Annotated in this window: 9 protein-coding genes; 5 read left to right on the top strand and 4 right to left on the bottom strand. The window is 22.8% G+C overall.

All coding sequences use genetic code 11. The annotated features are described in order from the left end of the window. Positions 1–3: 3 nt before the first annotated feature. From AMYT_RS03380 to AMYT_RS03360, 5 genes are all read left to right on the top strand, one after another. Entirely contained in the window at positions 4–2,211 is a 2,208-nt protein-coding gene (locus AMYT_RS03380; RefSeq protein ID WP_114841149.1) for a bifunctional diguanylate cyclase/phosphodiesterase, read from the top strand. Positions 2,212–2,422: 211 nt separating this feature from the next. Next, a complete protein-coding gene (locus AMYT_RS03375) occupies positions 2,423–3,109 on the top strand; it encodes a response regulator transcription factor (protein ID WP_114841148.1) in 687 nt (228 codons plus the stop codon). After that, a complete protein-coding gene (locus AMYT_RS03370) occupies positions 3,106–4,989 on the top strand; it encodes a 7TM diverse intracellular signaling domain-containing protein (RefSeq protein ID WP_114841147.1) in 1,884 nt (627 codons plus the stop codon). Before AMYT_RS03375 ends, AMYT_RS03370 begins: the two co-directional genes overlap by 4 nt. A 52-nt stretch (positions 4,990–5,041) precedes the next feature. Further along, positions 5,042–8,122 (top strand): efflux RND transporter permease subunit, encoded by a 3,081-nt coding sequence (locus AMYT_RS03365; protein ID WP_114841146.1) that lies wholly within the window; start codon positions 5,042–5,044, stop codon positions 8,120–8,122. A 12-nt stretch (positions 8,123–8,134) separates the two neighbouring features. After that, complete coding sequence (locus AMYT_RS03360) at positions 8,135–9,583, top strand: potassium/proton antiporter (protein ID WP_191287681.1); 1,449 nt, start codon at positions 8,135–8,137, stop codon at positions 9,581–9,583. Positions 9,584–9,612: 29 nt separating this feature from the next. On the opposite strand, the gene AMYT_RS03355 is transcribed toward AMYT_RS03360, so the two are convergent. The 4 genes from AMYT_RS03355 to AMYT_RS03340 all read right to left on the bottom strand — a co-directional run bounded on the left by AMYT_RS03355 (position 9,613) and on the right by AMYT_RS03340 (position 13,663). After that, complete coding sequence (locus AMYT_RS03355; RefSeq protein ID WP_114841145.1) at positions 9,613–10,176, bottom strand: hypothetical protein; 564 nt, start codon at positions 10,174–10,176, stop codon at positions 9,613–9,615. Between the two features lie 103 nt (positions 10,177–10,279). Next, positions 10,280–10,951 (bottom strand): response regulator transcription factor, encoded by a 672-nt coding sequence (locus AMYT_RS03350; RefSeq protein ID WP_114841144.1) that lies wholly within the window; start codon positions 10,949–10,951, stop codon positions 10,280–10,282. A 3-nt stretch (positions 10,952–10,954) separates the two neighbouring features. Beyond that, on the bottom strand, positions 10,955–12,868 hold the full coding sequence (locus AMYT_RS03345; RefSeq protein WP_114841143.1) for a sensor histidine kinase: 1,914 nt from the start codon (positions 12,866–12,868) through the stop codon (positions 10,955–10,957). Positions 12,869–12,910: 42 nt separating this feature from the next. Continuing rightward, complete coding sequence (locus AMYT_RS03340; RefSeq protein WP_114841142.1) at positions 12,911–13,663, bottom strand: hypothetical protein; 753 nt, start codon at positions 13,661–13,663, stop codon at positions 12,911–12,913. Between the last annotated feature and the right edge of the window lie 14 nt (positions 13,664–13,677).

Raw genomic sequence — 13,677 nt, 5'->3', positions numbered from 1 at the left:
AAAATGTCTTTATCAAAACAGCTATATATTATTATTTCACTTATTTTTTTGATGATTTTTACTGGTAATTTTATTATTAGTGTAAAAAATACAAAAGAATATTTGCAAACTGAAGCTAGTACAAAAGCACAAGATACTGCTACTTCTTTAGGAATGAGTTTAAAAACTCTAATGAAAGATAAAAATGATCCTGAAATACAATCTATTATTAGTGCAATTGCAAATAGTGGATTTTATAAGGAAATAAGATTAGAAGACTCATTTTTCCAAATAAAAAAAGAAGACTTAATCTCCTTATCAAATAATAAAACAATAGATAATAGCTGGCAAATTTCAAAATTAGAAGTTGATGAAAAATATGGAAAGATAGAAGACAATAATACTCAATTAGAATTTTTAGAAGAATTACAAGCTTTAGAAGAAAATAGTGAAAATAGTTTTGATAAAACTAAAACTTATACTTTTATTGCAAATAAAGATTTAAACTCAAATGAAATTAAAGTAGAATTTATAGCTTCAAAAGGATTAGATAGTATTAAAACTTTTGCACTTATTAATGTGGATAAAACTATTGCAAAAGTTACTAGAGATGAAAAGTTTGATTATGTTCCACAATGGTTTATAGATACTATTTCTATAAAATTATATGAGATGAAAAGTGAAATTAGTGATGGATGGAAAACAACCGCAACAATATATGTAAGTGCAAATGCAGGAGATGCATATGCAAAACTATATGAACAAGCAAAAAGTGGAATTATTTACTCTATTTTTGCTTTTTTAATCTCTATGCTTATTTTATTTGTTTTTGTACAATATATTTTACAACCTCTTAAAAATATTGAAAAACTTGCACAAAATATTGCAATGGGAAATTTTAAAACAATTGATAAACTTCCTTGGACAACTGAAATAAAAAATGTTGCTATTTCTATGAATGAAATGTCAGCAAAAATTGAATCTGTAATTAGTAAATTAAATAGAAATTTAGAAAATTTAACACAAAAACTATCTAAAGATGAATTAACAGGATTAAATATAAAACAGACTTTTGAAACAGATATGAAAAAGATGTTTATTTCAAAATCTAATGGATATATCTTTAGTATAAAAATAGATAGTTTAGGAGATTTTGCAAAAACACACACTCCAAGTGAAGTAAATAACTTTATTAAAAAATTTGCAGAAATTTTAAAAGAGTGTAAAGCAGGTAAAAATGCAAATATTAGTGCTTATAGATTTTATGGTTCTGAATTTGCACTTATTACAGATGGTTTAAATTATGAAGAGGCCCAAGAGCTTACATTAACAATCAAAAGAGAGTTTGAAAATCTTTCAAATGAAATAGGAAAAAATGAAATTGCTCATATAGGAGCAACACCATTTAATCCAATTGGCACAACAGAACAAATGCTACTTGCAGCAAATGAAGCCTATGAAAAAGCTAAATTAATTGGTCCAAATGAAGCTTTTATTAGAGATAGTGATGATTTAGTAAGAGATATGAATGTATGGAGAAGTTTAATTTTTGATATTATTGATAATCAAAGATTTGAAATAAGTTATATTAATGATGCAAAAGTTTTAAATGCAGAGAATAAAGGGCAAATAGTAATGCAAGAAGCCTTTACAAAAGCCTATGATTTAGACAACAATGATATACCTATTGGAACTTTTGTCTCAATTGCTGAACAATATGAAAAAATTGTAGATTTTGATAAAGCAGTTATTTCAAAAGTAATTAGTGATATAAAAATGGAAAATATTAAACACTCAATTTCAATTAATTTATCTCTTGATTCAATTGATGATTTAAACTTTATTTTATGGCTAAGACAGACTTTAATAAAATATAAAGAAATAGTGCCACAATTAGTATTTTCATTAACTGCTTATGCAGTTACAAAAGATATTTACAAATTTAAAGATTTTGTAGATGTTATACACTCTTTAGGTGCTAAAATAATTATAAAAAGATTTGAATCAAAATTTATACCTCTTGATAATATAAAAGATTTAAATTTAGATTATATTAGACTTGCAAGAGAATATACAAATAATGTTAAAAATGACTCTTCAAAACAAAGTTTTATTGAAGCAATGGTTGAAATGACAAATCTATTAAATATTAAACTATTTGCAGAAAATGTTAAAGATGATGAAGATTTTAAAACAATTGAAAAATTAGATGTTTATGGAGCTAGTAGATAGCTTCATAAACTATTTTCTTTCACAACTTCCACAAACAAAATGATATTAAGATTCATCAATATTACAAATAGTTGAAAAAATCTATATTTACTATTTTTAGAAATAATTATTTAAACTAATTTTATTTAATTCTAAAATTATTTTAATATACTATAATATTTTTTGACACTTTTTTTTGTAATAATTTCAATTATTTTTAATAAGGCCTTTTTTGAATAATGAATTTAAAAACTTAACTATTTTATATGCTGAAGATAATTTAATAATACAAGAAAATATTAGCAAAATATTAAAACTGCTTTTCTCAAAAGTTTATATTGCTTCTAATGGCAAAGAAGCTTTAGAGCTTTTTAAAAGATATACTCCAAATATTATCCTAACTGATTTTATTATGCCAATATTTGATGGATATGAGCTTACATGTGAAATTAGAAAAGTATGTTATAAAGTTCCTATTGTAATATTAAGTAATTATACAGATAAAGAAAAGCTTTTAAAATGTATCCCTTTAAATCTAACTCAATATTTAGAAAAACCCATAGAATACAATAAGCTTATAGATACTTTACATTTATGCAAAAATCACTTGGAAAAGAATAATTTTTTAAGATTTACAATTTCAAATAAATTAACTTATGATTTTCAAACAAAAAAGCTGTTTATAGATAATAAAGAGATTTATTTAACACATATAGAAATAGAGATTTTCGAGTATTTTATAAATAAAAAAAATCAAATCATTACAAAAGATGAACTTGCAATTATTATTTATGAAGATAAATATATAAATGAAAATGCTCTAAAAAATGTAATTTATAGACTAAGAAAGAAAATAGGAAAAGATCTAATAAAAAACGATAGAAATTTAGGTTATTCTTTAAAAGTTGAAAATCAATGATAAAAAAAATACTTATTATTAATCTTCTTTTACTTAATTATTTATTTTCAAATACTTTTATAATTGAAGATAATATAAAACTTTCAGGAATTGAAACTTCAAAATATCAATATACTTATATAGATAAAACTTCTAAGCTTACAATTGATGATATTATATTATTAAAAGAGTTTACTCATATAAAAAAGACTAATTATAAAGCTACAAAAGATAAGATTTGGACTAGACTTTCATTGAAAAATTTATCTTCTTTTAATAAAAAACTTTTTTTTGAAAATGATAGACCTCTTTTAGATATTATTGATATTTATATTTTTAAAAATAATATGCCATATAGAAAGATAAAATTAGGAGATGATAGAAGTATACAATTAAGAGAAATGCAAACAAGAAAAAGCACTTTTATTTTAGATGTTCCTAAAAATAGTGAATTTACTATTTATATTATGCATCAAGGTTATAGTAGTATTTCAACTTTTTGGAAGATTTTTGATAGGGATAGCTATATAAAAACAGCAACTTTTGAAGCAGTTGCATGGGGATTTTTTATTGGAATAATTGTTACTTTAATTTTATACAATACTATTATTTATTTTAGTATAAAAGAGATTTCTTTTTTAATTTATGTATTTATGTTGATCTTTTTTACAATATACCAAATTTATATAAATGGGTTTTATTATCAATTCTTTAGTTCTTTTAATATCAAATTTCTTCATAATATAAATTGGTCAACAGGTTTTTTAGCTCAAGCTTTTGTAATTTTATTTCCTATATTCTTTTTTAAACCAAGAAAAGATGGATTATTATATAAATATCTAATACTTTTATTTTATATAAATATTTGTATAGTTGTATTATTTTTATTTTCAATTGAAAATGCTCAATTAAGATACCTTACAAAATATACTGATTTTGTTACAACGGCAACTATTCCTACTTTATTGTTTGTTTCATTTTGGGCAATGTATCATAAACTTCCGGGAGCTAGATTTTATTTCTTAGCTCAACTTTTATATTTTACATTAATTTTTTATGGAGTATTTGTTTCAATTGGATATTTTGAACATGTGAATAATATTTGGATTTTTATTCCACTGGGTGTTATAGTAGATGTTATTTTTCTATCTTTTGCTTTATTTATGAAAGTTAAAAAAATAGAGCAAGAAAGACTTGAAAATGAACAATTACTAATTTCTCAATCAAGATTTTCAACAATGGGACAAACAATTGCAGATTTAACTCATCAGTGGAAAACTCCTATTTCACAACTAGGTTCTCAAGTATTTTTACTAAAAGCAACCCATAATTTAGATAGAAAAAACTTTGAAAATACTTTTATAAATACTTTACCTCAAATAGAAAGTAGTATTAAATTCTTAAATCATACAATGGATGATATTTATAATTTTTATGCAAATCCAGTTTCAAAAGAAAAATTTATAATAGAAGAAGAAGTTGATTCAATTTTAAGAATGTTAAAAAATAAAATTGAAAATAATAATATTGAAATAATAAAAGAGATTGATGAAATTTTATATTATGGATATAAAAGTAGTTTATCAAATTCATTAATGTCAATACTAGAAAATGCGATATATCAACTAATTCATTTTAAGGAAAATAATAGAAAAATTTTTATTACTATAAAAGATACTAAAGATACTATTATAATTATGATAGAAGATAATGCAGGCGGAATTAAAAATAAAAATTTTGATGAGCTTTTTCATATAGATTATTCTTCAAAGAAAAATAATGGAAGTGGAATTGGACTTGCCTTAACAAAAAGATTAATAGAAAATAGATTAAAAGGTACAATTAAAGCTGCAAATACTAAAACTGGTGCAGTTTTTAAGATAGCTTTTCCTAAATGTTAATTCTTTATTAATAATTATTATTTATAATGTCTTTTTTAATTAAAGGTAATAGATGTTTGAAAAATTTTTAAGATTTTTTGTAGAAAATTCTCGTATGAACTATACTTTATTTTTCTTAATATTTGCAATTGGTATTTGGTCTTACTCAAAAACACCTAAAGAGATTTTTCCAAATTTTGATTTGGATATGATTAGTGTTAGTGGATCATATAGCGGAGCAAGTGTTGATATTTTAGATAAAATGGCTGTTTCTGAAATAGAAGATAATATTAAAAATATTAATGGAATTGATAATATTACAACAGTTATTAGTCCAAATCGTTTTACAATAGTTTTAGAATTAGAAAAGGGACAAAATAGATATAATATTGCAGATAAAGTAAAAGATAGTGTAACCCTTGTAAAATCTAATCTTCCTTCTGATATGGACGAACCAAGCGTTAATGTTATGGAAAGGCATAAAAACCTAATTGATATTGCTTTAACATCAAAAAAATATACTACTGACCAACTTAAGCCCTTTGCTGATGATTTAAAAAGTAAAATATTAGGAATTGCTGGTGTTGGAGATGTGACTATCTTTGGAGATTCAGATAAATATTTTGAAATACAATTAGATGATAGAAAAATTGAAGCTTTAGATTTAAATAAAAGTGATATTTTTAATGTAATTTCTAACCTTTCATATATTTTTCCTATTGGTAAAATAGAAGGAAATAAAAAGCATTTTTATATTTCAACATATAATGGAGCTAAAAATGCAAAAGATTTTGAAAATATTTTAATAAAAATCAATAATAAAAAACTATATTTAAAAGATATTGCAAAAGTTGAAAAAAAATATGAGGATGCTTCAACACTTTTTTCATTTAATGGAGAAAATGCCCTATCTTTATCAGTAGAACAATCAGAAACATCAGATGCACTTAAAGTTTCAGATGATATGAAAAAACTACTAGAAATTGCAAATAAAAAAAATAGTGATATAAATATAACTATTGCAGATGATAATAGTGAAAGAATTAGAGATAGATTAAATATTGTAATTTCAAATATTTTACTGGGAATTATATTAATTACAATTTTAGTTGCTTTACTTATAAATTTTAGAATGTCAGCTATTATTGCTATTGGTATTCCAACTTCTTTTGTTATTGCAGCTATTTATATGTATCTTTTTGGTTATACAATTAATATGATTTCATTGGTTGGAGTTTTAATTGCAATTGGAATTGTAGTGGATGATGCTATTGTTGTAAGTGAAAATATTCAACAACATATTGAAGAGGGATATGAACCAAAAGAAGCAGCCATAATGGGTGCAAAAGAGATGGTAATGCCAGTTTCTATTGCTTCACTTACAACTTTATTTTCTTTTTTACCTATATTAATGATAAGTGGGACAATGGGAGAAGTTATGAAGCTTATACCTATTGCTTTATCTGCACTTTTAGTTGCTTCATTAATAGAATCATTTATCTTTTTACCAATTCATGCAGCCCATACTTTAAAAAATGGTTCAAAAGTAACTTCATGGGAAAAAGCAAATAAAATTTATAGTGATATTATTCATTTTTTTATGAGATGGAAAAAAAGCTTTTTAACTTTATTTATTATTTTAGTTCCCCTTGCAACTGCATATTTTATTGCAACTTCAAAGTTTCAAATGTTTCCAAAATTTGATGCTACAGATATAAAAATTTCAATAAAAGCAGATGAAAATACTACTTTAGAACAAGCCTATGCAATAGTTCAAAAAATAGAAGCTGATTTAATAAATAAAAAAGATGAATTTTTTATTAGAAGTATAGACTCAACTGCTGGATTTAGAAGAGATACAGGAAATAATACTGAAAGATTTCCATATGTTATGTATATGACAGTTGAACTTCAAAAACAAAAAGAGATGAATTTTTTAGATAAATATATCACTCCATATCTTAGTTTTTATTATGATAGTGAGGGAAGAACAAGAACAGAAAAATCAAAAGATATAGCTTTAAAATTAAAAAAATTTCTAGAACAAAATAAATATAAAGAAAAATTTAATTTAAATGAACTAGTAGTTCTAGAAAGAAAAGTAGGTCCTGTAAAATCAGATATTAAAATAGGTCTAATTTCAGATAATAATCAATTAATTATAAAAAATGTTCAAAAACTAACAGAAGAATTACTAAATATGAAAGGTATAGTTTCTGCTTCAAATTCATTAAAATTTGGTATTGATGAGATTAAATTAAGAATTAATGAATATGGAGAAAAATTAGGTCTTACAGAGACTTATATTGGTTCTTATTTATCAAATTTATATTTAGAAAAGAAAAAAGGTGTATCTTTTGATGAAAAAGAGATGCTTGATATAAAAATAAAAAGTATCAATAAAGATAATTATGATAACTTTAAAAATATAGAAATTCCCCTTACAAATGGAAAATTTGTAAGATTATATGAAGTTGCCGATTTTAATATAATTAAATCATTTGAACAACTTGTAAAAGATAATACAGAAAAAAATTTCTATGTATATGCAAATGTTAATCCAGAAATAATAACTGCCACAGAAGTATTAGATAAACTTGCACCAATATTAGATAAAATTAAAAAAGATGATATTAAACTAGTATTTAAAGGAGAAGCTGAAAAGAAAAAAGATTTAAAAAATGATATGCTTTATGCAACTTCTTTATCTCTTTTACTAATTATGCTATCAATGTTGTATCTATTTAATTCATTTAGAGAGACTTTTATACTTATGAGTGTAATTCCTTTTTCTCTTTTAGGGGTTTTAATAGGTCATGAAATAATGGGATTAAATCTAACAATGCCATCAATTATTGGTTCTTTAGGTTTAGCAGGAGTGGTTATAAATGATGGAATTATTATGATGACTTACCTAAAAAAAGCAAAAAAGATTGAACAAGTTTTTTATAGGGCAACAAAAAGGTTTAGACCTATTATCTTAACAACAGTTACAACTTTAATTGGAATGAGTTCTTTAATATTTTTCCCAACAGGACAAGCTGTAATTTTCCAACCAATTGCAATAGCACTTGGATTTGGGCTTGCTTGGGGAACAGTATTAAATCTAATTTATATACCTGTTTTATATACTTTAGCATATAGATTAAAATAAATTTGAGAAAAAATGCAAGCAATTGAAATATATTTACTTATAACTGCTTTTTTACTTCTTCTTAGTGTAGTAGCTAGTAAACTCTCTACTAAATTTGGTATTCCTTCTTTATTTATCTTCCTAGCATTGGGGATGCTAGCTGGCTCTGATGGAATTTTAGGTATTTATTTTGATAATGTTGAAATTGCACAAAATATTGGAACTTTAGCACTAATTTTTATACTTTTTGGTGGGGGACTTGATACCACATGGAAAGCTATAAAACCTGTTTTAAAAGATGGAATAATTTTAGCTACTATTGGTGTATTTTTTACAGCTTTTATGGTTGCTATTGGGGTTTATTATCTATTTGATTTTACTTTTTTGGAAGCTTTATTATTAGGTGCTATTATCTCCTCAACAGATGCAGCAGCTGTATTTGCTATTTTAAGAGCAAAAGGAATTGCTTTAAAAAAAAGAATCACACCCCTATTAGAGCTTGAATCAGGAAGTAATGACCCTATGGCAATTTTTCTTACAATTGCTATTTTACAAATACTACTTTTTCCACAAGAAGCTACTATTTCAACATGGATTTTTAAGTTTTTTCTACAATTTATAATAGGTGCAGTTTTAGGATATGTATTTGGAATAATACTACCACAAATCCTAAATAAAATCCACTTAAATTTTTATGGATTATATCCTGTATTTACTATTGGATGGATTTTACTTTTATTTGCTTCTTGTTCAATTTTAGGAGGAAATGGTTTCCTTGCTGTATATATTGCTGGAATTGTAGCAAATACAAAAGAGTTTGTACACAAGAAAAACTTAGTAGGTTTCCATGATGGATTATCTTGGATAATGCAAATTACAGTCTTTTTAGCCTTAGGATTATTGGTATTTCCTTCACAATTACCTGAAGTTGCTTTTCAAGGTTTAGCAATTGCTTTATGGCTAATGTTTATTGCAAGACCTATTGGTGTTTTTTTAAGTATGGCTTTTAGCAAATTTAAATTTAAAGAGAAGTTATTTATCTCATGGGTTGGATTAAGAGGAGCAGTTCCTATTGTATTGGCCACTTATCCATATTTAAAAGATTTTGAACACTCAAATTTGATTTTTAATACTGTATTTTTTATTGTATTATCTTCAATTTTAATTCAAGGAACTTCTTTACCTTTTATGGCAAAAATATTAAAAGTTGAATCAATAAAAGCTAAAAAGAATAATGTTTTAGTCTCACCTTTACTTTTAAATACATTAAAACAGTTTTATATAGGGAAAAACTCTATAGTATTAGGGAAAAGTATTGTTGAATTAAAACTACCCCAAGATTTTTTAATTTTATTAATAAAAAGAGAAAATGATTATATAAAACCAACAGGTTCTACTATTTTAAAAGAGAATGATATGCTCTTAATTCAATGTAATAGTGAAAAAAGATATAAAAGAATACTTAAAAATTTTATACAATAAGTTTAAAGAAGAGTTTCTTCTTTACTTATTTACAATAAATCAAAAAGATAGTTTTGTAAAACATTACTTTGAGAAAATAAAAAACTACCCTTTATTTCTTTAATTTTTTTTTTACTAAAAGTTGTATATTCCTCATAAGAATCTATCTGACTTTTATAGTTTGTTTTTAAAAATTCTTTAATTGAGTTTGAGATTTCCTCTATTGAATAAAAATAAAGCTCTTCAAGTTTATTTAGTTTTCTTATCTCTTCATCTATATTTTTAAATACTTTATCAAAATTAATATTTAAATTTATCATTTTTATTAAGTTTTTATATTTTGTTATTTCTTGTTTATTTGAAAGCTTATCAATTATATCTTGTATCTCTTCATTTACTAAAAAAAGCTCTTCTTTATTTTTTATTTCTAAATATATTTCATACAATCTCATTTTTATATTTATAAAATTTTCTTTATCTTTATTTATTAGAATAATTGAGTTTTGAAGTGAAGATATAACTTCTGTACTTTGAGTTATATTTTTAGAAATAATTGCAGACTGTGGTTTTATAACTGAACTATTATTATAAATTTCATCTTTTAAAACTATCATATAATTTTTTCCTATGATTTAAACTATCTTTATATTATATTAAATGAAAGTCATAGGAAAGTCACTATATAAATTATTTTATTTTTTATAAAATATTTTTTTATTATCGATTAATTATATTAAATTTATATCCCATTCCATAGATATTTTTAATAATCTTAGTAGAAGTCTTTTTTCTAAATCTTTTTAAAATCATCATTATTTTATTTTCATTAAACTCTTCACTATAGTCATAAATACAATTAAAAAGATCCATTAAAGTAAAATAGTGAATATCTTTATTACAAAACTTAGAAAGTATTTTATATTCATTTTTTGTAATATCAACAGTTTCATTATCTTTTTTTAAAATTTTATTAAAGCTATCCCATACAAAGCCATCATCTAAGTAGATTAAATCATTTTTTTCATGTTCACTTCGACTTGCAATTGCTTTTGCTATTGCTTCTTTAAATAAGCTTCTAGGTAGTGGTTTAACCAAATATTTAAAAATATTTAACTCTATAGCATCAAAAAGGTATGATTTGTCACTATGAGCAGAAAGTATAATAATAGTTACATCATTATCATTTTTTCTAATCTCTTTTATTACATCCATACCATTTATATGAGGCATACTAATATCAAGCATTATAATATCAGGCCTATATTTATAATATTTTTCTAAACCATCTTTTCCATCTTGAGCTTCAATAATTTCATCAAAAAGATCTTCTAAAAATACACTATAACTTTTTCTTAATAATTCATCATCTTCAACAAATAAAAGTTTCATTTTTTATCCTATTATACTAAATTTAGCCCCATCATAATGATTTTGGCAAATTAACTTTTTATTCATATTATCTTCAATAATTCTTTTTGCAATAAATAAACCAATTCCTGAGTTTACTTTCTCATCTTTAGTTGAAACATTAGCATCAAAAATTTTATCTATTGGTTTAACTTTAATTCCACCTGCATTATCTATTACACAAAGCATTGGAATATTATCCCTTTGAAAAATTTCAAAAACTATTGTTGGGTTCTGTATATTTTCTTTTACTATTGCATCAATTGAATTGTTTAACAATATGATTATAACTTGAATATACTCTTTTTTATATCCACTAGTACTTATTTTATTATCAGTACAATTTATTAGATAGTTTACTGAATTTTTATTAAATTTTACACTTAAAAGCTTAATAGCTTCTTTTACACAATCTATTAAATAAAATTTCTCTTTTTCTTTTTTAGGATTGAAATAATCAGAAAACTGTGTAACTGTATCATTCATATATTTAGTTTGTGTTTCTATCTCATTTAATTGATGATATAAATACTCTTTTGTTAAACCTTTTTTATTATAAGTTATTTCTAAATCTAAAGAAATCATATTTATTCTATGCAAAGGTTGCTTCCATTCATGAATAATTGAGTTTAATACTTCTCCAAAAGAAGCAAGTCTAGTTTGCCTTAAAATATATAGTTCTTGTTCTTTATTTTTTAATTCAAGTTTTAAATTTTCTTCATTACTTATTTTTAATTTATATGCAATTAATAAAGACATCATAACAACTTCTAAGACTATATTTAATTTTAAAATTTTTGTCATTAATTGAATATCTACAATTCCAAGAACAAAATTCATTATATAAAACATTGTTACAAGCATAAAAATAACCCAAATAAAAGCATATACTTTTGAAACAATTACCCTATTAATAACAAATTGCCTAATTGTAATTGAAACAATTAATAAAAGTATGAAAATAGAAGTAACAATAATTGCCTTATGTAATAAATATAAATAAGTTAAAAGATTAAAATATACTAATAACATTGCCAATAAACACAATAAAGGCATAATATAAATTGAACTTGAAATTAAAATATTATGAAGGACATTAGCATATTTTTTACTTTGAAATAAAATAGAAGAAAAAACAGAAATTGAAATAAAAATCATAATAAAAAATAAATATGAAAATAACTCATTTAGCAAAGCAGTATCATAAAATACTAAACTTAACAAATAACCATCATAATATAATAAGAAGCCAATTATTCCTACTATATAGCTAAGATAAAATTTATAAATCTGTACTTTTGAAATAATATAAATAAAAAGATTGTAAAAAAACATTAAAATTACACAAGCATAAAAAACTGTATCAAAAATGGTATTAAAATTTTGCTCTTTTAAAAAGTAGTTTTCTTTAATTATTTCTAAAGGCAATAAAATAGGATTTGCTGAATTTATTTTTAAATATATTGTATAACTATCTAAATATAAATCTAAAGGAAAAGCAAACTCATTAGAACTAATAGCTTTTGAATGATGATTATATTTTAAACCTGTTTTATACTCTTTTAAAACCTCTTTATTTTTTACATAATAAATATTTACTTCATTTAGCCAAGTATTATTAAGCTTTAAATAGTAACTTTCTTTAGTTGTTCTTTTAATATCAAATTTTAACCAATAAGTATTTCCTGAATATTTAAAATTTAATCTATCATTTTTAATATCACTAAAAACTCTACTTATAATTTCATTTATTGAGTAGTTTTTAGTTTCATCTTTATATACTTTTGTATCTTTTGTTGAAATTTTATATCTATTATCTTCTTTTAGAGTAATAACAGAGGCATTAACATTAATAAGAAAGAAAAATATTAACAATAATTTATTTATATTAAACTCCATTTTCTTAGTTAAATTGCATTTTACTTAAATATTTTTTAAAATCTAGATAATAAATACTAAAGATTTAATTGTATCAATAGTAATCTGAGAGGGTTCACTTCCAATATTTTTTAAAGTATCTTCAACTCTTAATATCATCAAAGAGATTAAAACTTCAAAAGAAAAATTTGAAGGGGATAAAATACTTTCTTTTGCAGTTTTAATATATGTTAATTCATTAATTTCATTTAAATTTTTAATATTTTTATTTATAAATTCCACTTGCCAATTATTTTGCCATGTTAGAAATAAATATTTACCATCACTATTTTTTGCAGTTTTTATTCTCCATCTTAAAATATGAAGATTTTTATAAAGATTTTGTAATTTTTCTTTATTGTAATTTAAAGCTGTAAATTTATGAAACTCTTTTAAAGAATAAGAATCATAAATCATATAATACATTCCTAAAATAAGATAATCATTTCTAAAATAGACATTTTTACTAGAAAAAGCCATATCTAAATACTGTTTATAATTAATAAGTATTTCATTATCAAAATTTTTTAAGGATACAATATTATTTAAACTATTTATTTGATTGTGAATAGCAACTTTTAAATCTTTATTAAATTGTTTTGGATTTCTTTTATCCAACTTTACTTTATATGTATTTAAATAAGATAAAATCTCTTTATAATCATTAGCTATTTCTACTGCTTTATTTGTTTGAAAAAGCTCATTTACTTTATTATGCTTAGCACATCCACTAAAAAGTGTAATAAAAAAAATAGATAAGAAAAGTTTTTTATACACTTTTTAGCTCCTTA

It is taken from the genome of Malaciobacter mytili LMG 24559 (assembly GCF_003346775.1).
GTDB classification, from domain to species: domain Bacteria; phylum Campylobacterota; class Campylobacteria; order Campylobacterales; family Arcobacteraceae; genus Malaciobacter; species Malaciobacter mytili.
This window is presented reverse-complemented; position numbering and strand designations above follow the sequence as displayed.

Coding starts and splice junctions, on each gene's coding strand:
- AMYT_RS03370 (WP_114841147.1), top strand. CDS start 3,106: ATGATAAAAAAAATACTTATTATTAATCTTCTTTTACTTAATTATTTA.
- AMYT_RS03360 (WP_191287681.1), top strand. CDS start 8,135: ATGCAAGCAATTGAAATATATTTACTTATAACTGCTTTTTTACTTCTT.
- AMYT_RS03345 (WP_114841143.1), bottom strand. CDS start 12,868: ATGGAGTTTAATATAAATAAATTATTGTTAATATTTTTCTTTCTTATT.
- AMYT_RS03380 (WP_114841149.1), top strand. CDS start 4: ATGTCTTTATCAAAACAGCTATATATTATTATTTCACTTATTTTTTTG.
- AMYT_RS03355 (WP_114841145.1), bottom strand. CDS start 10,176: ATGATAGTTTTAAAAGATGAAATTTATAATAATAGTTCAGTTATAAAA.
- AMYT_RS03365 (WP_114841146.1), top strand. CDS start 5,042: ATGTTTGAAAAATTTTTAAGATTTTTTGTAGAAAATTCTCGTATGAAC.
- AMYT_RS03350 (WP_114841144.1), bottom strand. CDS start 10,951: ATGAAACTTTTATTTGTTGAAGATGATGAATTATTAAGAAAAAGTTAT.